This window comes from uncultured Pigmentiphaga sp. (assembly GCF_937950555.1).
Classification (GTDB): domain Bacteria; phylum Pseudomonadota; class Gammaproteobacteria; order Burkholderiales; family Burkholderiaceae_B; genus Pigmentiphaga.
The window spans coordinates 91043-115253 of the sequence record NZ_CALFCW010000021.1 but is presented as its reverse complement, the minus strand read 5'-3'; the positions used below and the strand labels follow the sequence as shown (position 1 = coordinate 115253).

The following is a 24211-nucleotide window of genomic DNA, read 5'->3' as shown; positions in this document are numbered from 1 at the left end:
AACCCCGCTTCGGCGGGGTTTTTTATGGCATGTGGGGACACAGGCACCCCACCCCTGCGCTTCCGGTATCCGGTTGTAACCCAGCCTCGGCGCCTGTTGTTTTTGCTACCACGAATCCGGCGATCGTGGACGGAATTGCAACAACCTTTGGTCGTCAGCCAAATTTATCGGTTGGCACGCATCATCCTTTCTGATGAAATTTTCTACAGATTTCTTCGCAGCTTCGCCTGGAAATCCAACCCTGGCCGGCGGCTGGGTGCCGGGCGGCCCTAGGTGGCCCACCGATGCAACCCAGCCGACTGCCGACACGTTTTTACGCTGGAGACCAAGGAATGAAGAAAACCCTACTCGCGACTGCCCTGCTAGCCGGATTTGCAGGGGCCGCGCATGCGCAGAGTTCCGTGACGCTATACGGTCTCGTCGACGCCGGCTTCGACTACCGAAAGGTCGATGGCCAGACCGTCAAGGGCATCGACAGCGGTTTGATGAGCCAATCGCGTTTCGGGATGCGCGGCTCGGAAGACCTGGGGAACGGGCTGAAGGCCATCTTCACCCTGGAGAACGGTTTTACGGTGGATGACGGCCAGCAAACCCATGGCCGGCTATTCGGCCGCTACGCTTTCGTCGGCCTCGAAAGCAATAGCATGGGCCGCCTGACGCTCGGACGGACCACGAACCTGGCCTTCATGTGGGCGGCGGGCATTGCCAACCCCTTCGGCCTGAACTTCAGCACTGCTAGCGTTGGCAGCACCTTCGCCTATAACGATGCCGTGATGGGCGGCGGCCGGGTAAATAACTCGGTGTACTACTACAGCCCCTCGTTCTATGGCATCCAGGCCGGCGTGGGTTACAGCTTCAACGCGTTCGCCAACCCGACCACGGGCGAGCAGGAAGCGCCCGAGAGCGGCCGGAACAACCGCATGGTCGACCTGGGCTTGAAGTATGACAACGGCCCGATCAAGGGGGTGCTGACCTACCAACAAGTGGAATCACCGCTGCCTGGCACCCGCCCCTTCCGCAACATCACGCTGGGCGCCTCGTATGATTTCGGCGTCGCCGCCATCCATGCCGGTTACGCCCGGGCCAAGAACATCACCCCGGCTTTCCTGAACGGCTACAACAACGTGGTAGCGACGGGCGGGCAATTCTCGAGCGACAACGCCTACACCATCGGCGCGAGCGCTCCGCTGGGCCCCGGCAAGCTCTATGCCGCATGGCAGAAAGCGACCAAGTCCAAGGTCGACGGCTGGGCGGTGGGCTACACCTACGATCTGTCCAAGCGCACCAACTTGTACGCGTTCTTCGCGGACAACGACGTGCACAACTTCGACCAGAACCGCGACATGACCTATCGCCAACTCGGCATAGGCCTGCAGCATCGCTTCTAATAAGGGCCGCAAGGCCCTTGCCACGGCTGGGTCCGGCCTCCAGCCTTATTTCCCCGGGCAATGCCCGGGGTTTTTATTTTTATCGGGCCGCGTGGCAGATAGCCAGCCACCCTGCCCCCTGCAGGCAGCCAGAGGGCACCGGCTGCACCGCGATCCAGCCTTCCTGCAGCCGCGCCGAATCAGGCCGTCCAGCGACGCGCGTTGCGGAACATGCGCATCCAGGGGGAGAACTCGCCCCCGCTATCCCGCTCGCCCCAGGACTCAGGGCTCCACGACATCTGAACATTGCGGAACACCCGCTCCGGGTGAGGCATCAGCGCGGTGCAACGTCCGTCCGCCGTCGTCACGCCTGCCAAGCCGCCCGGGCTGCCGTTGGGGTTGTAGGGATAGACCTCTGTCGGGTTGCCGAGGTGATCGACGAAACGCATGGCGGCAATCGCCGCATCTGCCCTGCCTTGCTGCGAAAAATCCGCATAGCCTTCGCCGTGCGACACGGCGATGGGGATGCGGGAGCCGGCCATGCCTTCGAAAAAGATAGAAGGCGAGGCCGGGATTTCGACCAGGGAGAGGCGCGCCTCGAACTTTTCCGAACGGTTGCGGGTAAACCGCGGCCAATCCTGGGCGCCCGGAATCATGGGCGCCAGCGCGGCCAGCATCTGGCAGCCGTTGCAGACACCGAGCGTGAAGGTATCGCCCCGGCCGAAATACGCGGCGAACATGTCGGCCAGCTTCGCGTTGTATTGGATGGTCTTGGCCCACCCTTCGCCGGCGCCAAGGACGTCTCCGTAGCTGAAGCCGCCCACCGCGACGAGCCCCTTGAAGCCGGACAAATCGATGCGCCCGCTAATCAGGTCTGTCATGTGGACGTCCCAGGCTTCGAAGCCGGCGCGATCGAAGGCATAGGCCATCTCGACCTGGCTATTGCAGCCCTGCTCGCGCAGGATGGCCACGCGCGGACGCACCCCCGTTGCGATCATGGGCGCGGCGATGTCTTCCTGCGGATCGAACCCGACGCGGGGCGACAGCCCCGGGTCGGTGGCGTTGTCCCACAGCGCGAACTCCGCCTCGGCGCATTCTGGATTGTCCCGCAGCGCCATGATACGGCGGCTGACTTCGCTCCACGCCTTGCCCAGCTCGGCGCGCGGCTTGGACCAGATTTTCTTGGCATCCCGGTAGAACTCGATTTCGTCCCGGTCGTTGGGCTCGCCGATTACGTGCGAATGGGCCGACAATCCGGCGCCGCGCAGCACTTCCATCACCGCGTTGCGGCTAGCGGCTGGCACCTGGATGACGGCGCCCGCCTCCTCGGCGAACAACGCCTTGATGGTCAGCTCATCGCGCTGCACCGCGACTTGGTCGGGGCGAATCTTGAAATCTCCCCAATCCGAGGCATAGGGGTCGAGGGTGAGCATGTCGAGGTTGATCGACAGCCCCGTGTGCCCGGCAAACGCCATTTCGCACACGGTGGCGAATAGTCCGCCGTCCGAGCGATCATGGTAAGCCAGGATCACGCCGCTTTCCGCAAGCGTGCGTATTGCGGCGAAGAAGGCGCGCAAGTCGTCGGGCGCGTCGATGTCGGGCACTTCCTGCCCGACCTGGCCGATGACCTGGGCCAAAATGGAGCCGCCCAGCCGATGCTTGCCACGGCCCAAATCGATGAGGATGAGCGTCGTGTCGCCCTGGTCGGTGCGTATTTGCGGCGTCAGCGTCTTGCGGGCATCGGTGACGGGCGCGAACGCCGTCACGATGAGCGAGACGGGCGCCACGACGCGCCGTTCCTCGCCGTTCTCCGTCCAGGTCGTGCGCATGGACAGGGAGTCCTTGCCGACCGGGATCGCCAGGCCAACCTGCTGGCACAGCGTGCTCACGGCACTGACCGTGTCGTAAAGTGCGGCGTCTTGCCCGGGCTCGCCGCACGCGGCCATCCAGTTGGCCGACAGCTTGACGTCTTCCATGCGCGCGACGGGCGCCGCGACAAGGTTGGTGATGGCTTCGGCCACCGCCATGCGACCCGATGCAGGCGCATCAATAACGGCCACCGGCGTGCGTTCGCCCATGGCCATGGCCTCCCCCCGCACGCCGCTGTAATCGGCAAGCGTCACCGCACAATCGGCCACCGGCACTTGCCACGGCCCGACCATTTGATCGCGCGCAGAAAGGCCGCCGACGGTGCGGTCGCCGATCGTAATGAGGAACGTCTTGTTCGCCACGGTAGGATGACGCAATACGCGCAGCGCAACGTCATCCAAATCCAAGCCCACGACGTCCAGGGGCTCGCCCGCGCCGGGCTGGCGCGTTACGTTGCGCTCCATGCGGGGCGGCTTGCCCAGGATGACATCCACCGGCACATCCACCGGCCGCGCAGTCCGCGCCCATTCCGCAGCAGGTACGTCGGGGGCGGAAAACCCTTCACCGTTGACGACGCGCAGTTGGCGCTCCTCGGTAGCGACCCCCACCACGGCGTATGGGCAGCGCTCGCGCCGAGCGATGGCGTCGAACCGGTCGAGGTCCTGGGGCAGGATCGCGAGCACATAGCGCTCCTGCGATTCGTTGCACCAGATTTCGGCGGGCGACATGCCCGACTCTTCGACCGGGACGCGCTGCAGATCGAACACCGCGCCGCGCCCGGCGCCGTCCACGAGCTCGGGAAATGCATTGGATAGGCCACCCGCGCCGACGTCGTGGATGGAAAGAATCGGATTCTCGGGGCCCAGCTGCCAGCAGCGATCGATGACCTCCTGCGCACGACGCTCGATTTCGGGGTTGCCGCGTTGGACGGAATCGAAATCGAGGTCGGCCGCGTTGCTGCCCACGCCCATGCTGGAGGCCGCGCCGCCCCCCATGCCGATGCGCATGCCCGGACCGCCCAACTGGATCAACAACGCGCCCGGGGGCAGCTCCTGCTTGTGGGTGTAGCCCTCTTCGATGCTGCCCAGGCCGCCCGCGATCATGATGGGCTTGTGGTAACCCCAGCGCACGCCGCCAGCCGTTTGCTCGAAGGTGCGAAAGTAACCGAGCAGATTGGGCCGGCCGAACTCGTTATTGAACGCCGCGCCGCCGAGCGGGCCTTCGATCATGATGGACAAAGGCGAAGCGATGCGGTCCGGCGCGCCGTGCCCGTCTCGCTCCCAAGGCTCGATGGCGTCCTCGAAACGCAAATGCGAGACCGTGAATCCGGTCAGGCCTGCCTTGGGCTTGGATCCGCGCCCGGTAGCGCCTTCATCCCGGATTTCGCCGCCCGCCCCGGTGGATGCGCCCGGGAAAGGCGAAATCGCCGTCGGGTGGTTGTGCGTCTCGACCTTCATCAGGGTATGGACGACGGCCTCTCGGCGGCCGTAGACCTGCCCCTGCCCGCCGGGCTGGACGTGAAAGCGTTCGGCCTTGCCGCCCGCCATGATGGCGGCATTGTCCGAATACGCCACGACCGTCCCTTCAGGCTGGGCGCGGTGGGTGGCCCGGATCATGCCGAACAGGGTCTCGGACTTCGCTTCGCCGTCGATCACCCATTGCGCATTGAAAATCTTGTGGCGGCAGTGCTCGCTATTGGCCTGGGCGAACATCATCAGCTCGACGTCGGTCGGGTCACGGCCCAGGTCGGTGAAGGCCTGGACGAGGTAAGCGATTTCGTCGTCGGAAAGCGCCAGCCCAAGCGTCCGGTTGGCAACCGCCAGTGCCTGCGCACCTTCGGCCAGCACCGGCACGGTCTGCATGGGCTTGCCAGGCAAGGTGGCGAACAATTGCGCACCGTCGAAGCCGGCATCGACCACCGTCTCGGTCATGCGGTCGTGCAGCGCGTCGGCCAGCTTGGCCAGTTCGTCGGAGGACGGTGCCTTGGCAGCGCCCAGCAAACCGCGCTTGAGCACCAGGGTGTAGGAAACGCCGCGCTCGATCCGGCGCACCTGCGGGAGCCCGCAGTTGTGAGCGATGTCGGTCGCCTTGCTGGCCCACGGCGAGACCGTGCCGAGCCGCGGCACGACGAGCAACTCCAGGCCCTGCGGGGCCTGCGGCGCGGGATCGCCGTAACGCAGCAGCTTTTCCAAGCGTTGGTGCTCGTCCGCCGTCAGCTCGCCGTCCACGGAAACGAAATGCACATAGCGGGCGGCGACATCGGCGACCGAGGCATGCAAAGCCTGGAGCCGACGCAGCAGACGTTCACGACGAAACGAGGAAAGGGCAAGGGGGCCGGAGAGGCGCAGAATGGAGGCCACGATAAGAGAGCAGGAAGCGGAGGAGGTGACGGAAAACGCGAGGAGTACCGCGTGCCAGCCGAGATTTTACTTCGTAGCGGGGCATCCGGGAAAACCACGAGGGGCACCGCGCCCATCGCCGCGTCCCTCCTTCGCTCGGGCATTGGACAGGCGCCGCCGCGCGCGCAAGAATTCGTTCATGGAAGAGTCATCGCACCTATTGTTCCGCACGCCGGCGATCCGGCACATCGAACGCGAAGCGCAGGCCGCGCTGCCCCCGCACACCCTGATGCGCCGCGCCGCCCGCGCCGCGGCTGACTTGATCGCCGCACGCTGGCCGCGCCACGCCGTGGACATCCTGTGCGGGCCCGGCAATAACGGCGGCGACGGCCTCATGCTCGCGGCGCTCTTGCACCGAGCCGGGCGCCAAGTGCGGGTGTGGTCCCTGCCCTGCGACCGACGCCCGTCCGATGCCGAACAGGCCTGGAAAGAATTGCCGCCCGGGTTGCTGCAGCCGGGCGAGCCCGACGCAAACGAGCCGCCTCGCTTGGCACCGAGGCTCATCGTCGACGCCATGTTCGGCATTGGCCTGTCCCGCCCCCTGCCGGAGCAGGCACGGCGCTGGTCAGAGTGGGCGTCCCACCAGCCTGCGACCGTCCTCGCGCTCGACACGCCCAGCGGACTCGATTCGGACACGGGCACCGCGCAACCCGGCGCCTTCATCGCCCAGCACACGCTTACCTTCATCGCAGACAAGCCCGGGCTGCACACCCGTGCCGGCAAAGATCATGCGGGAACCGTCAGCGTCGCCGACCTCGGCCTCTCCGACTTGATCCGCCAGCATGCCGCGCACGCCGGCAGGCTCACGCGCCGCACCGACTGCGCCGCGCTTTTCCGCCCCCGACCGCACGACACGCACAAGGGCAGCTTCGGCACGCTCGGCCTGCTCGGCGGCGCACCGGGCATGACGGGCGCCGCATTGCTGGCCGCTCGCGCGGCCCTATACGGCGGCGCAGGCAAGATCCTCGTGGGCATGGCGGCGGCGCCCTCCTCGACGCCCGCCTACGACCCCCTGCATCCGGAACTGATGCTGCGCGATGCTGAAGGGCTGCTGGACCAGGCCGAACGCCTCGGCGTGACGGTATGGGTCGCAGGCTGCGGATTGGGCGCGGACGAATGCGCCGCACGCTGGCTGGCCCGCCTCCTCGCCGAGGCCCCCACGACCGTTCCGCTGGTCCTGGATGCCGATGCGCTGGCCTTGCTCGCCGCCATCCCCGAGTTGTCCCGCGCGCTGGCCGCGCGCAGCGGTCCGGCGATCCTCACTCCCCATCCGCTCGAGGCCGCCCGCCTATTGGGCGCTTCGACCGAGGAGATCCAGGCGGACCGCATTGCGAGCGCCCGGGAGCTTGCGATGCGCTATCGCAGTTGGATCGTGCTGAAAGGTGCAGGTAGCATCGTCTGCGGACCGGACGGATCATGGTCTGTCAACGGCAGCGGCAACGCCGGCCTCGCGACTGCCGGCACAGGCGACGTCCTGGCCGGCATGCTGGGCGCGCTACTGGCCCAGGGCATGGACATAGGCGAGGCCGCACGCGCCGGCGTATGGCTGCATGGCGCAGCCGCCGACGATTTGGTTGCACGCGGCACCGGCCCGTTGGGATTGACCGCGAGCGAAATCGCCCCCGCCGCGCGGGCCCTGCGCAATCGCGGCTGAACGGCCGCTACACGATGTCCGAGCCTGAGTCGTGCACCAACCTGCCACCGGCGATCACCAGTTGGCGGGCGCACCGCTGTGCCAGCTTGGCATCATGCGTGACGAGCAGCAGCGTCGTCCCCCGCTCGCGGTGCAGGGAGAACATGAGGTCGATGATAGCTTCGCCGGTCGCCGAATCCAGGCTGCCGGTCGGCTCGTCTGCGAACAAGAGGTCGGGTTCCACCACGAACGCACGCGCCAGCGAGACGCGCTGTTGCTCGCCACCCGACAACGTCTTGGGATAGTGCCGCAGCCGCGCGCCCAACCCGACCCGCTCCAGCATCGCGGTCGCCTTGGCGCGCGCCTCCCGCCCGGCCAACTCCAAGGGCAGCATGACGTTTTCCAACGCGGTGAGGTGCGGCAGAAGCTGGAATGATTGGAATACGAACCCGACATGGCGGGCACGAAGCTGCGCCCGTTGGTCTTCATCAAGCGCGAAGAGGTCCTGCCCCGCCAAGTAGACGTTTCCTTCCGTCGGCACGTCCAATCCCGCCAGCAGGCCCAGTAGCGTGGACTTGCCCGAGCCCGAACTCCCGGTAATGGCCACGGTCTCTCCATAGGCCACCGTAAAATCGACCCCATCGAGAATGGCGAGCTCTCCGCTCGAATCGGTGACCCGCTTGGCCAACGACCGCACGGCGATCGCATGGCCGGCCTTGGACGCGGCGGCATGCTGGCTGGCGTCGGATGGGGAGATTCCCGTCATGGTTGCATCGCCTGAAGAAAGGAAAGACATGATAAAGCCTCGCTCATCGCTACCGACCGACATCGCCGCCCCGACTGCGCCCGATGGGCGACGCCGGACATTGACGAGCGCGCTATGTCTCGCCATCGCGTTAGCCGGACTGCCTGCCGCCGCGCAAAGCCAGAAGACAGATGCGACGCAATCGAGTTCCGCGCCGGTGTTGCTCGTCTTGGGCGACAGCCTGTCCGCCGAGTACGGCCTGGCACGGGGAACGGGATGGGTGGCCTTGCTGGAGCGCCGGCTACGCGAGCGCAAATACGACTACCGCGTGGTCAACGCCAGCATCAGCGGCGACACGACGAGCGGCGGCGTCAGCCGCCTGCCGGCCTTGCTTTCGCAGCACCGACCGCGCATCGTGATTGTCGAGCTCGGTTCCAACGACGCCTTGCGCGGCTTATCACTGCAAATGACGGAGCAAAATCTGGACAAAATGGTGCAGGCGTCGCAGGCAGCAGGCGCACGCGTGCTATTGGCAGGCATGCAGATTCCGCCCAATTACGGGCGCGACTACACGCAGCGCTTCCAACAGTTGTTCGCGAAAGTGGCGCAATCACGCAAGGTGGCGCTGTTGCCCTTCCTGCTGGAAGGCGTGGCCGAACACATAGAATTGTTCCAGCCCGACCGCCTGCATCCAACAGAACAGGCGCAGCCACGCATCTTGGACAACGTCTGGCGACATCTCGAGCCGCTGCTCGGCCCCGCGAACGCTTGAAGGCTACCCCCAGGACGTAGCGAGGCGCCTTGCGGGCCTCGCCCAGGCCGGTCAACGCGCCGCGGACGAGGACGCGCCTTGCGCGTCGGCCGTGACGCTGACTTGATATTTTTCCCGCAGCATCTGGAGCACGGCCAATTGTTCGGCCTGCGCCCAGCGGCGCTCCATCATGGATTTCTCCGCGGCGATGACGCTCGCTTCGGGCTTGGGTGCGGCCTCGACCTTGAGCACGCGCGCGATGACGTAGGCATCGCCAGTCGTCGTGCCGACGAACGCAGGCAGCTTGTCGGTAGGCGCCTTCATCACCGCGTCCACCACCGTGGGAGCCACTCCCTGGGGCGCATTGCGCGCCACCGTGACCGGAGCGCCGAAGCCTTGCGTGGAATCCTGCTCGCGCAGGGCCTTCAATCGTTTCTCTCCCTCTTCGCGTGCCAAGCCCATGGCGCGCTCATCGGTCAATTGCTGGCGAATGGTCGCCGCGACTTCATCCAAGGGCTGCACGGTAGAGGGAATGTGGCGGGTCACGCGGACGGCAGCCAAGCGATTCGGCGCCAACTCGATCACGCCGGAGTTACGCTTTTCCTGCAGGACTTCCTCGGAAAACAGCGCCTGGGCGACCTTGGGATTGCCCAGCACGTCGTTGCCGGGCTGGCCGCTGCGGCCGATGCCTTGCGCCTCTTGGATCTTGAGGCCGAACTTCTGGGCCGCAGGTTCGAGCGTATCGCTTTGCTCATACACCAGGTTGGTGAACTGCTCGGCCGCCTCCGCAAAGCGGCGGGCCGCCTGCTGCTGCTTGATCTCCTCGACGATTTCGTTGCGCACCTCGGCCAGCGGCTTGACTACCGCCGGGCGGACGCCGGTCAGCTTGATGATGTGGAAGCCGTAGTCGGTCGGCACGACTTCCGACACCTCGCCTTCCTTGAGCGCAAACGCGGCATCCTCGAAAGGCTTGACCATCATGCCACGCCCGAACCAGTCGAGATCGCCGCCGTTGCCTGCGGAACCCGGGTCCTGGGAGTTTTCACGCGCGAGCTTGGCGAAATCCGCGTTCGGCGCCTTGGCCTGCTCGGCGAGGGCCTGCGCTTTCTTGCGGGCCTCCTCGCGCGCGGCTTCACTCGCCCCGCTTTCGACCGCGACCAGGATATGGCTGGCGCGGCGCTGCTCCTCTTGGCGATAGCGGGCCTGGTTCTGCTCGTAGTAGGCCTTGATGTCCTCGTCAGACACCGAAATGTTGGGCGTCACCGCGTTTTGGTCCAGCACCACGTATTGCGCGTCGACGCGCTCGGGCAACTGGAAGCGCGAACGATTGGCCTCGTAATAGGCCTTGACGTCGTCGTCCGTGACCTCGACCTTGGCCCGGTAGTCTGCCGCCGCAAAGCGCAGCATCTGGATCTCCCTGCGCTCGGTCGCCGCGGCGACGAGGCGATCCATGACGGCCTCGGGCACGACCGCCGATTGCGCAACCGGCCCCAACACTTGCTGCAGGGCGAGGTCGCGGCGCAACTGGGCCTCGAACATGACCGGCGTCATGCCCTGGGCCGCCAGCGCGTCACGATAGCGGGCATTGCTGAAACGGCCGTTTTCCTGCACCGCCGGAATGGCTTGGATCGTGGTCCGCAGCAAATCGTCGGAAGCCGAGAAATAGTTCTTGGAAGCCTCGGCCGCGATCAGCCGCGTGTTGATGATCTCGTCCAAGACCGCCTTGCGCATGGCTGGCGTATCGAAAAGCTGGGGATCGAACTGCGCGCCCATCATGGACCGCAGTTGGTCCAGCCGACCCCTGACCGCGGCATCGAATTCCTGCTGCGTGACCGATTCACCCGCCACCTTGGCCAACGCGCTCTCGCGTTCCATGAAATTGGAGTAACCCTGTATGCCAACGAAGACGAACGACGGCAGGATCAGCAGCAGCAAGACAAACTGCATCCAGCGGCGATGGTTACGAATGAGGTCAAACATGCACGGATACTCCGGTCGGATGCCAGCGGCAAGACGGCCTAACAAGCAAAATGCCCACAGGCGCAAGGCCGATGGGCACCCAAAAGTGTCGTTTCGATTCTAGCATGGCCCCCCGCAGGAAAGCCGCATCGACCCGTCGGCCGACCACGTTGTCCCCGCATCGATCAGGCCGGCCCCACCCCCGCGAACAAGGCCATGTCCCGCGCCAAGTCGCCGCTCGCCTGGACTCGCCGGTTGCGGCTGGCAGCGAAGTCGAGCATGCGGTCGATGGGAATCCGTGCGCGTTCGCCGAGCGCAGGATCCAAGAGGATCTCGCCCGCGCCGTGCTCCAACGCATCGGCCAGATTGGCCAACCCGTTCATCGCCATCCACGGGCAATGGGCGCAGCTCTTGCAGGTCGCACCGTTGCCAGCCGTGGGCGCAGCAATGAAGGTCTTGCCGGGCGCCGCCTGCCGCATTTTGTAAAGTAACCCTTGATCAGTGGCCACGATGAAGTGCGTGGCATCGAGCTCGCGTGCCGCCCTGATCAGCTGCGAAGTCGATCCAACCACGTCGGCCTGGGCCACGACCGATGGCGGAGACTCCGGATGAACCAGCACCTTGGCCTGGGGATGCTCGGCGCGCAACAACTCCAGCTCAATGCCCTTGAACTCGTCATGTACCAGGCAGGACCCCTGCCAGAGCAGCATGTCCGCGCCTGTCTGCGCTTGAACGTAAGCGCCCAGGTGCCTGTCGGGTGCCCAAAGGATTTTTTGCCCTTGCGCGTGCAAATGAGCCACGACCTCGAGTGCAATCGCCGAGGTCACGGTCCAGTCCGCCCGAGCCTTCACCGCTGCACTCGTATTGGCGTACACCACCACCGTGCGATCCGGATGGGCGTCACAGTATGCCGAAAACGCGTCGGCCGGACAGCCGAGGTCCAATGAGCACGTTGCCTCCAGGTCCGGCATCAGCACGCGCTTCTCGGGGCTGAGTATCTTGGCGGTTTCGCCCATGAATCGCACGCCTGCCACCACCAGCGTCTTTGCGGGGTGATCGCGCCCGAAACGCGCCATTTCCAGGGAATCGGCCACACAGCCACCGGTTTCCTCGGCCAATTCCTGCAGTTCCGCATCCACGTAGTAATGGGCGACCAGCACAGCATTTTCGCGTTCCAGCAGCTCACGGATCCGCGCCTTCAGCGCTGCCCGGCGCTCGGCCGGCAGCGGCTCGGGCACCTTGGCCCATGCCCGGCCCACCGTGCACGCGCTGGCTTCGGCGTCCCGGACGAGAGATGGATGATCGAATTCGAGAACGCGAAGCGCAGCCTTGGTCATGTCGTAGTCCGCAACGTGTTTATGCTCAATATGAGCATTTTTGGCTCATAAAAAAAGGGATCACCATTTATGCTAATTATGAGCATATCCCCTGTCAAGGGGATCGCCGTGGCAAAGACGACAGTTCTCACGCCACGTGCAAGAACGCCAATCCGATGCCGGCCAGCGCGAACGATGCGGGGATGATGCGCCGGACCTTCGGATCCAAAAGACGCGCTGCTCTCCCCCCGCCGACAAGGACTCCTGCGCCAGCAAGCCATTGATGCGCACAGGCTCATCGCCACCCGTAGACGCTCCCGTCCACCTGGGTCACGATCTCTTCGATGCGCGCCTGCGCAGCGCTGCAATACTCCGCCAGCTGTTTGCCGGCAGCTTGCAAAGCGTCGAGGCCGGCCGAATAGAGCCCCTTGACTTCTCGTTCAGCGCTTTCGATCGCCTCGCGCGGATCGGGAAGCCCCGAGCGCAGGATCAGTTCCGACCGCAATTGGCGAACCCGGGGCACCAGGGCCCTCCCGAAGTACTCTTGGCAGATCAGCGACTCCGCCGCAGCGAGGTTCAGGCTCTGCGTCGCAGCGAAATACCTGAGCTGCTCGGCGGCCGAGGCATCCCCCGCCGGCACCGAAAGGGGCCCGAACAAGCCCAGCAAGACCGCCCCGGCTCTCCTCCCCGGGCGCATCCTCGTCTTCACGATGCTCTCCTCCGTTGCAGACAGCGCGCTTGGAGCCGCTGGCGCGCCCGGCAGGCGCGCCGCCCCACTCGATGCGTTTGAAATATTTTGAAACTTCTCGGATTGTCTACGACCGCCGGGCCCACGTAAAGACGGGGTTCCCCCAGGGATTCCGGTGGGGGATAGGCACAGATTTACGGCGTTTCGCAAGCTCGCACGAACGCGTCCGCCAGCCCGGGCACCGACCGCTTGGGCCAGATCGCGCTGACGTCGAAGCGCGGCAGGCGCGCCCCGTCGGCCACTTCGCAATAGCGCACACCTTTGAAATCCAGCGAACGTATCCAGCTGGGAAGCAACGCTATGCCGCAGCCCGCGGCCACGCAGGCCAATACCGTCAACGTGCGGTTGGCCTCCTGCACCACCTCGGCATCCAGTCCCGCCTTGCGGAAGGTATCCATCACGGATTCGTAAAAGGTCGGCAACTGCGAGTGGGGAAACATGACCAGGCCCGCCCGGGCGATTTCCGCCATGGAAACCCGGTCTTCCCGGCCCGGGCCCAGGTCGGCCGGGACCGCCGCCACCAGCCGCTCGCGCATCAGCACTTTTTCCTGCATGACGCCGGTCAGTGCGACCGGCGTGTGTGCCAATGCGACGTCGATCTCGCCTCGGGACAAGGCCTGGGCCTGCTCCGCGTTGCTCATTTCTCGCAGCACGACACGCACGCCTGGCGCGTGTTCGCGCAACGCCCGCAAGCCCCGGGGAAGGATATCGATCAGGGCGCTGGACACTAGCCCCACGCGCAGCACGCCGGCCCGCCCCCTGGCAATGGCCTGCGCCGCATCCAGGGCATTGGCAATGCGGGAGACGCCGCTGCGAACGTCTTCGGCAATCTGGCGCGCCGCCGCGGTGGGCTCTGCACCCCGCCTGGAGCGCTGGAACAGGCGCACCCCCAACTCGCGCTCGAGCCGTGCCAATGACTGGCTCAACGCCGGCTGGGCGATGCCCAGGCGCTCCGCTGCCTTGCTCACACTTCCGGTGTCCAGCACCGTCAGGAACTCCTCCAGCCGGCGGATATCCATCACAAATCCTTATGTAAAAACATAAAAACCTGGATAGATAAATATATCAAGCCTTCCTAGAATCGCCCGCATTCCGGCCGGTAGGGCCGGCGAGAATCCTGGAGAGACATTCTTGGCAACCATCATGCCGCCTGCCGTGGATACCCACGCGCACGTTTTTGCCCGTTCGCTCGCGCTCGCGCCCGGACGCCGCTACGCGCCAGAGAACGATGCGCTGCTGGAGACCTACCTGGCGCACCTCGACGCCCATGGCCTGCAGGCGGGCCTTCTCATCCAACCCAGTTTCCTCGGCACAGACAACCGCTACATGCTCGATGCCATCCGCCTGGCCCCCCACCGGCTCAAAGGCGTCGCCGTCGTGGACGCACGCACGAACGCAGCCGAACTCGGGCGCATGGCCCAGGCTGGCGTCGTGGGCATCAGGCTGAATCTCATCGGCCAACCGTTGCCGACGCTGGAAGATGGAACGTGGCGGGACCTGCTGGGTTGCGTACGCGAGTTAGGCTGGCATGTCGAACTCCACGTCGAGGCGGCAAGGCTGGCGGACATCGTGACGGCGCTCCAACCGGCGCATTGCCGATTGGTCGTGGACCACTTCGGCCGCCCCGACCCCGCATTGGGCACGGCCGACCCCGGGTTCCGCTGGCTGCTCGAAGCCGCCGGCGACTATGACCTCTGGGTCAAGCTCTCCGGCGCGTACCGGAACTGGCGCGACCCCTCCGGCGCCGACGCGCGCAGGGCCGCCGAGCTCCTCCTCGCGCATGTCGGGCCAGACCGATTGCTATGGGGCAGCGACTGGCCCCACACCCAGCACCCGGGCGTGACGTATGCACAAACCCGCCGTGCACTGGACGACTGGATCAGCGATCCGGCGCTGCGCCAGCGCATACTCGTGATCAACCCCAGAAGCTGTTTTGGATTCCAAGGAGACGAGACCCCATGATCCCCTACCGCAACTTCGCCGCAGGCCTTCTGGCCGCTGCCCTGCCACTGGCGGTGCAAGCCGCGTGGCCCGAAAAGCCCATCACCCTGATCGTCACCTACCCGCCCGGCGGGACCGTGGACGTTGTCGCCCGCGTCATCGGGCCCAAGCTATCGGCCAAACTCGGGCAGTCCGTCATCATCGACAACAAAGGCGGTGCCGGCGGCATGATAGGCGGCGCTGCTGCCGCGCGCTCGGCCCCCGACGGCTACACCTTCATGCTCGACGCGTCGAATCACGCGCAAAACCCCGCCCTGCAATCCAAAATGAGCTTCGACACGCTCAAGGATTTCCAGGCGGTCTCCTTGCTGCTGCGCGTCCCCAACGTGCTCGTGACTTCGCCAAACAGCACACTGATCAACTCAGTGCAAGGCCTGATCAAGAATGGCAAGTCCAAGAACCCGGCCTACTTCGCCTCGGCCGGCCCAGGCTCGGCGCAACACTTGGCGGGCGAACTCTTCAACGTCATGGCGGGAACCTCCCTCGTGCACGTCGCCTATAAAGGCGGCGGCCCAGCCATGGTCGACGTGATGTCCGGCCAGGTGCCCATTATGTTCGCCAGCCTGGGCTCGGCATGGACACACATTCAAAGCGGCAAACTGCGACCCATCGCAGTGGGCGGAGACAAACGCTCGCCTGTCCTGCCCCACTTGCCCACCATCGCGGAGTCCGGCGTGCCGGGTTTTTCGTCGTACGAATGGAATGCCGTGTTCGCACCCGCGGGTACGCCCAAGCCCATCGTCGACAAGATGTCGGCCACACTGGCCGAAGTGCTCAAGGATCCCGAAGTCAAGACCAAGCTCGAGGGCATAGGCGCCGAGCTCGTCGGATCCACGCCTGAAGAACTCGAGGCTTTCCGGCGCGCAGAAATCGAGAAATGGAAGGACGTCGTGAAGAAAAGCGGGATTACGTTGAATTGACGAGCGTGTAGGACGATCTCTCGCAATTTGCGGATGCGGCTCGGGCCCCGGGCCGCGCGACTTGCCGCCCTCGGTGCCGCGTGCACCGGGGAACCCCGGTTCTAGGCCAGCTCCCCGCCAGCGAGCACCGGATGGCGGCGCCGCTCACGCCGGCCCCAATGCTGGCCCACCGAGCGGATGCGCCTCCCGCTTCTTCGGTAGCCACACGTGCAGCTGCAAGCGTTTAGGATCCTCTCCGACGTCGCAAACTTGGATGTACGCGCATTGTTGGCGCAATCGATACACGGCACCCCACCGATCGGCCACGGTCTTGAACGTAAGAACGAAATAGTCGAGCTCGGCCCTCTCTTTGATCCACATTCGGCTACGAACCTGCCATGTATCCAAAGGGCCGAATTATTACGGCGATTGTAACAAATTGCAATAATGAAATTTGCAGCGCGTGCGCACCAAGGCTGGCGACTATGAAGTCGTGCGGCATGCCGGATCCCGAGGCCATCGGCACCCAACTCCGACCTCGCAGAAGAACAATCCTGGTCAGTCAAAAACATCGCAGCCGATTTCTTCCGACGCGCCGCACTTCCGGCATCTCACGACAAAGCAGCCCACGCCTTCCGAAAGTTCCGGACGACCGTTGATCGCCCGGAAACTTTCCCCGCATGACCTGCAACGCACTGACACGCTGTCCAGGCCGGAGAGGGCGACGCTTCTTTCCCTCTCGGTTCCATCTTCATCCGAATAGGTGAAGTCCCAGTCAAACAGAGAAAAGAACGCAGTTTCTACACGCTTCTGAGACATGGCGTCCTCCCTTGTTGTCCTAGCAAAGCAACTCTAGCATCGCATCGGCGTTCGTGCTGCTTCCTCCTCTGCCGGTGTCATGCACCCGCCTCGAAAAGAAAGGAACGAGACGATGCCGATGCCATGGGTGGCACCAAGGTTCGCACGGAAGGACGAAGGGTATCGATGATGGCCTGCCGCAAGGACGGTAAGCTATAGTCCCCCTCATTCCTTATCATTCATCCGGCCGCTGGTTGCTTCAGCGTTGGCCCCGTGCTCCATCTCCCTTGACGTATGACTGCTGAAGAAAAACACGACTACTTGGAAGGACAGCTGACAGGTGTCGTCCTCGCCATTCAACGACTGGTGCAAACCACGCCGTATCCGGAGGCGACGCGTCGGGAAATCGCAAGAATCATTACAGAAGAGATCGCGTCCGCGAGCGACTTGTGCGCGAGCGATGCCTACATTGCCGGACTACGCGCAACGTCGTTCGCGGTTGCGCACGACCGATGACTTGCCTGCCAGGCCAACTCGATGACCGGACACAGACGTTCGGGATGCTGGGTGCAGATTGCGGCCACCAAGCGCAGCGGCAGTTAACGGCGCAGCCACCACACGTGCAGCTCGATTCGGCCTGACCTGGAATGAAGTTCCACATGCGCGTTCCGGCCATGCAGCCTCAATGCCACCTCCCTGGCCTGCGCTTTCGCCCCCTCCTCGAACACCAAGATGTAGTCGGCCTCTGGCCCTTCGGCGTCCTCGTCGTCCTGCTCCATGCCCTGCTAGTCGCCTCCCTCCCGGCATGGAAAGATACGCTGCGCTTACGAAACCGGCCGAACAAATCCGTTTATGCCGCACACGATTCAGCTTATGGGGCAACGCAGGCGCCCCCTTCGCTGCGAAAAATATTCACCGCCGACTGACGATCGTACGAGCCGTGCTCTCGCGCCCGATCTTGATGCAGATCAATGACGGAGTGCGGAAAGCTGGGCTCCTCCGGCCACCAGCCGCTATGCTTTGCTGCGAAGCTCCAAGAAGGCCTCTGCACGCGGCGTCCGGGAGGCGCTCCCTGGCCACCCCTAATCAGAAACGGCTCCCGGCCCTCGCGTGCATGCCACCTAGCAGCACCCGCAGGCGAGGATCTCTTCTTTTTCCTTCTTTTTCGCCGCCGTTACCATCTGCTCGACGCTGGTCCGCACGATGGGCCCTTTGGGCATCCATACGTGAAGCTCGAAAATCTCCGGGCCATCGCCGACATTGCGAACCTCGATATGTGCGCCCTGCTGGCGAAGTCGCCACGCCGCCATCCACCGGTCCGCATCTTTCTTGAACGTCAGAACGCTGTAGTCGAATCCCTCGCTACCGTCCCACATCGCTGCTCCCTCAGTCCAGACTTGCAGAAGCAGCGAATGATACGCCGCCACGGCGTATCTCAGTCAGCCAAGAAGACCTGCCTTGCCGACTGTTCTCGGGCTCAATGCGCTATCGCGTCCGCGGCGCGATACGCATCCACGGGAGCAGGCACCCGCAGGACGGGCGCCGCCGAGATCGACGCGTGCGCGGCCCACGACTGCAAGCGCTGGCCTTAGCTCGGGGGAATCACCGGAAGAACGAGATAAGAAGGTCGTTCCGGTCCAGAACAAACCGTCGTGCGCCCGCGGAAGTCTTCTCCACCGCGATCGGCCGGGTGCGTATGCGTCAGGCGCCCCTTCACGTTCTCGAACTCGAAGTCCTTGCCTTGCAGCGTCAGGCCCAAGCGATAGCCTTTCGGAATGACGATGGAGGTGGGCCAGATCTCGACATCGAGCGGGTAGTAAGTGCCGGGGGCCAGCTTTTGGATTTCATCATGCGCGTGATAGACCCGATAGGGAGTCGTCATCGCTTCGTCCAGCTTGCGGTGCGAGGCCCGCAGCCATCCTCTCGTAACGGGAGTCGGCTCGTGGGCGCCATCGAAAATCACCTCTTTTCCTGAGGGGTCGAATAGGCGCAGCACGGCGAAGATATCGGCGTCGCGAGTGGTCGAGGCGATCCAGAGCCGCAAGGTGATGAACCCGGTGATTTCCGTCTCCTGCTCGAAGGGGGCGGTATGGAAATGCAATCCTGTTTCCATGGCCTCGAAGCTTGCCTCGCTCGTCCCCGCGGGCTCGCGCAGGGTCAGGGACGCGTCAGATGGATGGAGGTAGTAGCGGGTCCATCGGGTTCGGGCCAGGGGAAACTCGTTCTCGTCCCTGCGTATCTCGCCATCGACCGTGCGGATGGACAACTGCACGGGAGCAGTATCCTGCCAGCCGTTGTCCTCGCCTTTCAAGAAATGGTCGAAAAAACGCCTTTGCATTGCCACGTAGCGAGGCAGGTAGAAGCTCTCGTAGTGGGTGCCGATATGCATCGAAAGCCACTTTTGCTTGGATCCTGCCCGCAGGTAGCCTTCGATGTTGCCGCGCAGGTGATTGCCCGGTCCTCCCCAGTTCCCTGCCGAGAGCAGCGGCACATCGATGCGGGCCAAGTCGGGGCTGCGTTGCTTGTGCCAGGCGTCGCAAAGCGGGTGCTTGGCCATCTCCGCGGGGTAATCGTTCCTATTGCCGAGTAGCATGGCTTCGTCCAAGGCAGGCCCCGTCGTGGGAAGGCCGTCATCCCTATCGCGGTAAGGCGTATTCGCATTTCCATGCTGGTTGGAGAGGACTTGCTTGGGCCACCACGAGAACAAAAAGCCATTGCTCATGATCCCGCCGTGGTAGCCATAGTCCCTGTAATGGTCCGATCGCCCCTCCCAAGGCACGATCGCTGCGAGATGGGGCGGCCGCAGCGCGGCGACCAACCACTGCGTGGCGGCATAGTACGAAATTCCTATCAAGCCGACCTTGCCGTTGCTCCACGACTGGGTGCCGGCCCATTCAATGGCTTCGTAATAGTCCTGAATCTCCCGCGGCGACATCGGGTCGAGGTAGCCCGGGGACTTGCCACTGCCGCGCGCATCAACGTGGATGACCACATAGCCGTGCGGGACCCACCGCTCGGGATCGACCGTCTCCCACCGGAGATACTTCCCGGTGGAGCCGTCCTCGCACAGGCCGGGATACAGGCGACACAGTTTTTCCCACTGAGGCTTGAAGCCGTCGGCGAAATGCACGTCCTTTCCATACACGCCAGCGGCCATGATGACGGGATAGCGTCCCGGCTCGCGCGGTCGAAAAACGTTCGCGCTGAGCCGGGCGCCGTCGCTGACTTCGATCGTGACATTTTTCTCGAAGAGCAGCGTATATTGCGTGGAGTCGTCGGAGCCCGAAGCCCCAGGCCCTTGAGTGCGTGCGTTCATTATCGAAGTGTCTCCGTGGCAAGGGGTCATTGTTTTTCGATCTTGGCTGCTCGCGCGATGTCCTGGTAGATCTCGGTCTCCTTGGCCAAATAGCGCGACATGTCTTCCGGGGAGCCTCCTGCGACGTCCAGGCCCATGGATTCGAAGCGCTGGCGTATCGCGGGGGACGCCATCACATCGTTGAACGCTTTGTTCAGCTTGGCCACGACTTCCGGCGGCGTCCCGGCTGGAGCAAACACGCCCTGCCATCCGCCTTGCACCTCAAAGCCAGGCACTCCCGCTTCTGCAATGGTGGGTACATCAGGCATTTGGGGGAACCGGGTTGAGCCAGTGACGCCCAGGGCCCGGAGCTTTCCATGCTTGACCTGCTCGATGGCCGATACCGGGTTCAAGAAAGCTAGCTTCACTTCCCCCGACATGACGGCATTCATGGCAGGCGCGGCGCCTTTGTACGGCACATGGACCATGTGCGTGCCCGCCTTGTAGTTGAAGTATTCCGCCACCAAATGCATCGTGTTCCCGATGCCAGCCGAGCCATAGGTAATGTTCGACGTCGTCGAGCGGGCCAGCTGTATCAGCTCTTGCACGTTGGCGGCGGGCAATGAGGGATTCACGACGAGCACCTGCCCGCGCGTCGACCCAACCAAGACGACGGGAGTGAAATCCTTGTCCGTATCGTAGGGCAGCGACCGATACAGGATGGGATTGATGACGTGGGAGCCCGTGGTGTAGAGCAAGGTATAGCCATCCGCCGGCGCTTTTGCCACCAAATCGGTCGCGATGATGGCGTTGGCGCCTGCACGGTTTTCCACGACCACCGCCTGACCGAGGCTTTTCGTCAGTTCTTGGGCCAGGATGCGGGACACGGTATCCGGGTTGCCGCCCGGCGCGAAGGGAAGCAGCAGCTTGATCGTCCGTTCAGGAAACGTTCCTCCAGGAGATGCCGCAGTCGCAGCAGTCACAGCAGTCACGCTTCCGATCAATAAGCTGAGTCCTGCACAGATGGTGACTCTCATACTCTCCTCCTGGCATGCCCCGCGGGCACTAAAAATATCGATAAAAATCTTTATATTTATTTTTATCGACAAAATTTTATTGAGTTCTTAAATATCGACGATTGAGGAAAACCCGCAGTCTTGAGGAAATCCGGAAGATGAGGTGGATGCGCCCGGGCGAAGGCATTTAGTGCCATGTCGCCGCGCTAACGCCCCCTTGGAGCGGGCGACAGCGCCCCCGGTAAGTTTCTGGCACCGAAAAGTAAGAATCGCCTGCTTGCATGGCGATGAATCGGCGCCCAATACTCAGCGACCGACTGGGCCTGGGTGCAGGCGTGCGCCGCCCGGAGCCAACCCCGGAGCGTGGACCTTGCGCCCCCGCGCATTGCACGACACAACACCGACAGGAGACACGAGATGCCGATCCACCTTGCCTTCCGACTCTCGCGACGACGCCCCGGCCTCGCCGTGGTGGCCGCCCTCGCGCTGGCCACGACCGCCCTGCCGGCTACGGCCCAGCAGGCCTACCCCAACCGGCCGATCACCCTGGTTCACCCTTACGCTGCCGGAGGGTCCGCCGATTCGTTGGCGCGCGGACTCGCACACCAGCTGGAGCAACGCCTGGGGCAACCCGTGGTCGTGACAGCCAAGCCCGGCGGCGCCGCAGCCATAGGCACGAGCTCCGTGGCGCGTGCCGCAGGCGACGGCTACTCCTTGCTGCTCGGCACCTCCGCCGGCCACGTGGTGACCCCGCTCATGCAAAAAGTCGCCTATGACGGCGTGGAAGATTTTGCGTTCATCGCCGTCGTAGCCAACCAACCCAATGTGCTCATCGTCAACCCTGCACTCGGCATCGACAGCTTCCAGGCCCTCGTTGCGCAAATCAAGGCGGATCCCGGCAAATTCAACTTCGCTTCCGCTGGAACTGGCGGCGCCACCCACCTCGGTGCCGAAGCGATCTGGCAGCGCGCGGGCGTGCGCCTGACGCACGTGCCTTACGCAGGTGCCGCGCCGGCCCTCAAGGACCTCGTCGGCGGCCAAGTCCAGATCGCCATGCTGAACGTGTCGCCCACCCTGTCCCTCATCGAGGCGGGACGGGTCAAGCCGCTTGCGTACGGCGGCGCGAAGCGCTCCCCGCTCCTGCCCGACGTGCCAACCTTGAACGAACTCGGCTACGGCGGTACGGAGGTATCGACGTGGTACACGCTTGCCGCGCCCAAGGGAACGCCCCGGGAAATCGTGGAGGCGCTGAGCAAGACCCTGGCCGAGATCAACGCCGACCCCGCCTACAAGAAGCTGCTGTCCTCGCAAGCTGCCGAATGGATGGACCTCTCTCCGGCCGACACGACGGAGTTCGTCAGGCGCGATAAAGCAGCCATGACCAAGCTCTTGGGCGCGCTGAACCTGGCCACCCAATAATCGGCGCTCCCAAAGCCCTGCGCCGCCGACTGCTCTCCGGCGGCGTTCTCCCGCTCTGCGGAAACCGGCTCGGCGCGTACGGGCTCAAGCCAGTGCATCGGGATACGGGCTGGTGTCGATATGGGCGAGCATGCCGCGCACCAGCGCCTGCACCATGCCCGCCTTGACGTCCGCATACTCGGCATCGTCCCAGAGGTTCCGCGCCTCAATAGGATCGCGCTCGAGGTCGTACAGCTCACCCCACTCGGCGCCATCGTAGATCGTCAGGCGATAGCGATCCGACCGCAGGGTCCGGCAACGAATGCGGGTGTCGAAACCCAGGATGACGCGCTGGCCCTCTTCCTCGATCATCAGGTGTTCGCGCACGCGCGCGGTCTTCCCAGACATGACGTCCAGGAGGCTCTTTCCCTGGATACCATTGAAGCCGGCCAAGCCCGCGCGCGCGAGGATGGTGGGCGCAATGTCGATGGTGCTGGCCAGTGCGCTGCTGGCACCCCGCACCGGCTGCCGGGGGTCATGCCAGATGAACGGTACCCGCACCAGCCCGCGATAGTGGATGGGGCCCTTCAGCATTAACTGGTGGTCGCCCAGGTAGTCCCCATGGTCACTGGTGAAGATCACCACCGTGTCGTTCTCCAGCCCCAACCGCCTTAGAGCCGCCAGGACCCGGCCGATCTGGCCGTCGATGTTCGTGATCGATCCATAGTTCAGCGCCAGCGCCTCCTTGGCCTCGCGCTCCGTGCAGGCGAAGATGGCGGGCGTGTGCTTGACCGCCTTGCCACCGTCGCGCTGCCGCCGCAGCCATGCGACGTGGGGCGGCGGCACCTCGCCGGTATGGAAGGAAGGCGGCAGCTCCATTTCGTCGGGGTCGTACATGCCCCAATACTTGCCCGGCGGCGTAAAGGGATGGTGGGGATCGGGGAACGAGCACTGAATGAAAAACGGCTGGCCAGCGGCGCGCTCCAAGCGCTCGATGGTACGGTCGGCGATATAGGCGCTGGGATAGAGCTCCTGGGGTACCGCCGTGCGCCAGGCTTGGCCAAACGAGGTCAGCACGTAATCCGGCGCGGGCGTGGCAGCCTTCGGCCCGATCAGGGCCTCCACCGCGGGATGGTGCTGGCGCAGCCATTGGCGATAGTGGCCGTGGACGGAGTCGCCGTGATCGTCCACCAGGTCTACATCCTCGAACCCATAGAACGGATAGTCGAGGTCGTAGCCTTCCTGCGTCAGCCACTTGTTGCGATTCTCCTGGTCGTAGCGTCCGGGCGCCCGCGCCTTCGCTTCGCGCGCCAGGCGATCGCCGGGGGGCGGCCACGCCGGCGGGGGTGCCGCCTGCAAAGGTGTAGTCTGTGCCTCGGATCGTGGTGCCCGTGGTGGCCACCGCCTCAGTAGTGGTCGAGCCGTTACCCAGCGCCACGCTGTTGTCGGTGCTGGCCTTTGCGCCCGCGCCCATCGCCAGGCTGTTGTTGCCGGAAGCCACGGCGCCGGAGCCAGCCGCTGTGCTATTGGAGCCACTGGCCTCTGGGGCTGAGTAATCGCCGCCGGTTTGAGAACCGGTGATCCACTTGTTGGCTGCGGAGTTGGTGGCGTCGTTCAACTGGCTGACATTGACCGCATCGGTGGCATTGACCCCCGCCGCCAAGCCGGTGATAGTCTTACCCCCCATGTCGATACCCGAGGTGGTCACGCTTGGGCCGCCCGCGATGGTCAAGCCGCTGGCATTGAGCGTCACGGCCGAGCCGATGGCCACGCCATTGGTGTCGATGCGGGTGTTGCCAGTGGTGATGCTGCCATCGTTACCCAGGTCGATGTCCTTGGCCAGCTTGATCTGCAGACCATCAGTGCCATTGGCCACCACCCCGATGTTGCCATCGGTCAGCTCTCCCGTGGCTCCAATCGCCGGTAACGCGTAATTTGCGGAGATTTAAGGCGGTAGCAATGCACGCACAGCTCCTCGGGCGTGCGAATCATCCGCGACCCTGAATCACACCGGGAA

20 protein-coding genes and 1 pseudogene are annotated in these 24211 nt (G+C 64.3%); 8 read left to right on the top strand and 13 right to left on the bottom strand.

Translation table 11 applies throughout. The annotated features are described in order from the left end of the window. The first annotated feature begins 332 nt into the window (after nt 1–332). Nucleotides 333–1388, top strand: coding sequence for a porin (locus tag Q0319_RS05325; protein WP_296465559.1), 1056 nt, complete (start codon nt 333–335; stop codon nt 1386–1388). Between the two features lie 179 nt (nt 1389–1567). Here the strand turns inward: Q0319_RS05325 and purL are convergent, their stop codons facing one another. Then, nucleotides 1568–5596, bottom strand: coding sequence for a phosphoribosylformylglycinamidine synthase (purL, locus tag Q0319_RS05320; RefSeq protein WP_299451372.1), 4029 nt, complete (start codon nt 5594–5596; stop codon nt 1568–1570). Between the two features lie 178 nt (nt 5597–5774). On the opposite strand from purL, the gene Q0319_RS05315 reads away from it, so the two are divergent. Then, nucleotides 5775–7289 (top strand): NAD(P)H-hydrate dehydratase, encoded by a 1515-nt coding sequence (locus Q0319_RS05315; protein WP_299451371.1) that lies wholly within the window; start codon nt 5775–5777, stop codon nt 7287–7289. 7 nt (nt 7290–7296) lie between these two features. Here the strand turns inward: Q0319_RS05315 and Q0319_RS05310 are convergent, their stop codons facing one another. Next, nucleotides 7297–8034, bottom strand: a complete 738-nt coding sequence (locus Q0319_RS05310; RefSeq protein WP_299451370.1) for an ABC transporter ATP-binding protein — start codon at nt 8032–8034, stop codon at nt 7297–7299. A gap of 139 nt (nt 8035–8173) precedes the next feature. Here Q0319_RS05310 and Q0319_RS05305 point away from each other — a divergent pair, with 139 nt between their 5' ends. Further along, nucleotides 8174–8785, top strand: a complete 612-nt coding sequence (locus Q0319_RS05305) for an arylesterase (protein ID WP_299451384.1) — start codon at nt 8174–8176, stop codon at nt 8783–8785. A 51-nt stretch (nt 8786–8836) separates the two neighbouring features. On the opposite strand, the gene Q0319_RS05300 is transcribed toward Q0319_RS05305, so the two are convergent. The 4 genes from Q0319_RS05300 to Q0319_RS05285 all read right to left on the bottom strand — a co-directional run bounded on the left by Q0319_RS05300 (nt 8837) and on the right by Q0319_RS05285 (nt 13806). Further along, complete coding sequence (locus Q0319_RS05300; protein ID WP_296465542.1) at nt 8837–10744, bottom strand: SurA N-terminal domain-containing protein; 1908 nt, start codon at nt 10742–10744, stop codon at nt 8837–8839. 164 nt (nt 10745–10908) lie between these two features. After that, nucleotides 10909–12060 carry a quinolinate synthase NadA gene (gene nadA / locus Q0319_RS05295; protein ID WP_299451369.1) on the bottom strand — a complete coding sequence of 384 codons (1152 nt, stop codon included), beginning with the start codon at nt 12058–12060 and terminating at the stop codon, nt 10909–10911. A 274-nt stretch (nt 12061–12334) separates the two neighbouring features. Continuing rightward, complete coding sequence (locus tag Q0319_RS05290; protein ID WP_296465534.1) at nt 12335–12748, bottom strand: hypothetical protein; 414 nt, start codon at nt 12746–12748, stop codon at nt 12335–12337. Between the two features lie 173 nt (nt 12749–12921). Beyond that, nucleotides 12922–13806, bottom strand: coding sequence for a LysR family transcriptional regulator (locus Q0319_RS05285; protein WP_296465531.1), 885 nt, complete (start codon nt 13804–13806; stop codon nt 12922–12924). Between the two features lie 112 nt (nt 13807–13918). Here Q0319_RS05285 and Q0319_RS05280 point away from each other — a divergent pair, with 112 nt between their 5' ends. Further along, nucleotides 13919–14749: an amidohydrolase family protein gene (locus Q0319_RS05280; RefSeq protein WP_363322242.1), complete on the top strand. Its 831-nt coding sequence runs from the start codon at nt 13919–13921 to the stop codon at nt 14747–14749. Then, complete coding sequence (locus tag Q0319_RS05275; protein ID WP_299451368.1) at nt 14746–15708, top strand: tripartite tricarboxylate transporter substrate binding protein; 963 nt, start codon at nt 14746–14748, stop codon at nt 15706–15708. Before Q0319_RS05280 ends, Q0319_RS05275 begins: the two co-directional genes overlap by 4 nt. A 537-nt stretch (nt 15709–16245) precedes the next feature. Here the strand turns inward: Q0319_RS05275 and Q0319_RS05270 are convergent. Beyond that, complete coding sequence (locus Q0319_RS05270; protein WP_296465525.1) at nt 16246–16506, bottom strand: hypothetical protein; 261 nt, start codon at nt 16504–16506, stop codon at nt 16246–16248. 273 nt (nt 16507–16779) lie between these two features. On the opposite strand from Q0319_RS05270, the gene Q0319_RS05265 reads away from it, so the two are divergent. Continuing rightward, the gene (locus Q0319_RS05265) at nt 16780–17001 is read left to right on the top strand and encodes a hypothetical protein (RefSeq protein ID WP_299451367.1); all 222 of its coding nucleotides are present in this window, start codon (nt 16780–16782) and stop codon (nt 16999–17001) included. Nucleotides 17002–17084: 83 nt separating this feature from the next. Here the strand turns inward: Q0319_RS05265 and Q0319_RS05260 are convergent, their stop codons facing one another. The 4 genes from Q0319_RS05260 to Q0319_RS05245 all read right to left on the bottom strand — a co-directional run bounded on the left by Q0319_RS05260 (nt 17085) and on the right by Q0319_RS05245 (nt 20817). Beyond that, nucleotides 17085–17264, bottom strand: a complete 180-nt coding sequence (locus Q0319_RS05260) for a hypothetical protein (protein WP_296465518.1) — start codon at nt 17262–17264, stop codon at nt 17085–17087. Between the two features lie 342 nt (nt 17265–17606). Then, the gene (locus Q0319_RS05255; protein WP_299451366.1) at nt 17607–17912 is read right to left on the bottom strand and encodes a hypothetical protein; all 306 of its coding nucleotides are present in this window, start codon (nt 17910–17912) and stop codon (nt 17607–17609) included. A 161-nt stretch (nt 17913–18073) separates the two neighbouring features. Further along, nucleotides 18074–19801, bottom strand: a complete 1728-nt coding sequence (locus Q0319_RS05250; protein WP_299451365.1) for a CocE/NonD family hydrolase — start codon at nt 19799–19801, stop codon at nt 18074–18076. Nucleotides 19802–19827: 26 nt separating this feature from the next. Further along, complete coding sequence (locus Q0319_RS05245; protein WP_299451364.1) at nt 19828–20817, bottom strand: tripartite tricarboxylate transporter substrate binding protein; 990 nt, start codon at nt 20815–20817, stop codon at nt 19828–19830. Nucleotides 20818–21213: 396 nt separating this feature from the next. Between Q0319_RS05245 and Q0319_RS05240 the strand changes: the two genes are divergently transcribed. After that, nucleotides 21214–22215: a tripartite tricarboxylate transporter substrate binding protein gene (locus Q0319_RS05240; RefSeq protein ID WP_299451363.1), complete on the top strand. Its 1002-nt coding sequence runs from the start codon at nt 21214–21216 to the stop codon at nt 22213–22215. Between the two features lie 84 nt (nt 22216–22299). Here Q0319_RS05240 and Q0319_RS05235 read toward each other — a convergent pair whose 3' ends face one another. Then, a complete protein-coding gene (locus Q0319_RS05235) occupies nt 22300–23553 on the bottom strand; it encodes a sulfatase-like hydrolase/transferase (protein ID WP_299451362.1) in 1254 nt (417 codons plus the stop codon). A 94-nt stretch (nt 23554–23647) separates the two neighbouring features. Further along, nucleotides 23648–23881: pseudogene (locus Q0319_RS19345) on the bottom strand (hypothetical protein); the annotation flags it as partial. On the opposite strand from Q0319_RS19345, the gene Q0319_RS05225 reads away from it, so the two are divergent. Further along, nucleotides 23880–24128, top strand: a complete 249-nt coding sequence (locus tag Q0319_RS05225) for a hypothetical protein (RefSeq protein WP_299451361.1) — start codon at nt 23880–23882, stop codon at nt 24126–24128. The pseudogene Q0319_RS19345 and the gene Q0319_RS05225 overlap by 2 nt on opposite strands. Nucleotides 24129–24211 lie beyond the last annotated feature (83 nt).

What these genes read in the sequence shown, in the direction of transcription:
- Q0319_RS05325 (WP_296465559.1), top strand. Translation starts at nt 333, where the DNA reads ATGAAGAAAACCCTACTCGCGACTGCCCTGCTAGCCGGATTTGCAGGG.
- Q0319_RS05315 (WP_299451371.1), top strand. Translation starts at nt 5,775, where the DNA reads ATGGAAGAGTCATCGCACCTATTGTTCCGCACGCCGGCGATCCGGCAC.
- Q0319_RS05310 (WP_299451370.1), bottom strand. Translation starts at nt 8,034, where the DNA reads ATGACGGGAATCTCCCCATCCGACGCCAGCCAGCATGCCGCCGCGTCC.
- Q0319_RS05300 (WP_296465542.1), bottom strand. Translation starts at nt 10,744, where the DNA reads ATGTTTGACCTCATTCGTAACCATCGCCGCTGGATGCAGTTTGTCTTG.
- nadA (WP_299451369.1), bottom strand. Translation starts at nt 12,060, where the DNA reads ATGACCAAGGCTGCGCTTCGCGTTCTCGAATTCGATCATCCATCTCTC.
- Q0319_RS05285 (WP_296465531.1), bottom strand. Translation starts at nt 13,806, where the DNA reads ATGGATATCCGCCGGCTGGAGGAGTTCCTGACGGTGCTGGACACCGGA.
- Q0319_RS05275 (WP_299451368.1), top strand. Translation starts at nt 14,746, where the DNA reads ATGATCCCCTACCGCAACTTCGCCGCAGGCCTTCTGGCCGCTGCCCTG.
- Q0319_RS05270 (WP_296465525.1), bottom strand. Translation starts at nt 16,506, where the DNA reads ATGTCTCAGAAGCGTGTAGAAACTGCGTTCTTTTCTCTGTTTGACTGG.
- Q0319_RS05265 (WP_299451367.1), top strand. Translation starts at nt 16,780, where the DNA reads ATGACTGCTGAAGAAAAACACGACTACTTGGAAGGACAGCTGACAGGT.
- Q0319_RS05260 (WP_296465518.1), bottom strand. Translation starts at nt 17,264, where the DNA reads ATGGAGCAGGACGACGAGGACGCCGAAGGGCCAGAGGCCGACTACATC.
- Q0319_RS05250 (WP_299451365.1), bottom strand. Translation starts at nt 19,801, where the DNA reads ATGAACGCACGCACTCAAGGGCCTGGGGCTTCGGGCTCCGACGACTCC.
- Q0319_RS05245 (WP_299451364.1), bottom strand. Translation starts at nt 20,817, where the DNA reads ATGAGAGTCACCATCTGTGCAGGACTCAGCTTATTGATCGGAAGCGTG.
- Q0319_RS05240 (WP_299451363.1), top strand. Translation starts at nt 21,214, where the DNA reads ATGCCGATCCACCTTGCCTTCCGACTCTCGCGACGACGCCCCGGCCTC.
- Q0319_RS05225 (WP_299451361.1), top strand. Translation starts at nt 23,880, where the DNA reads ATGTCGATACCCGAGGTGGTCACGCTTGGGCCGCCCGCGATGGTCAAG.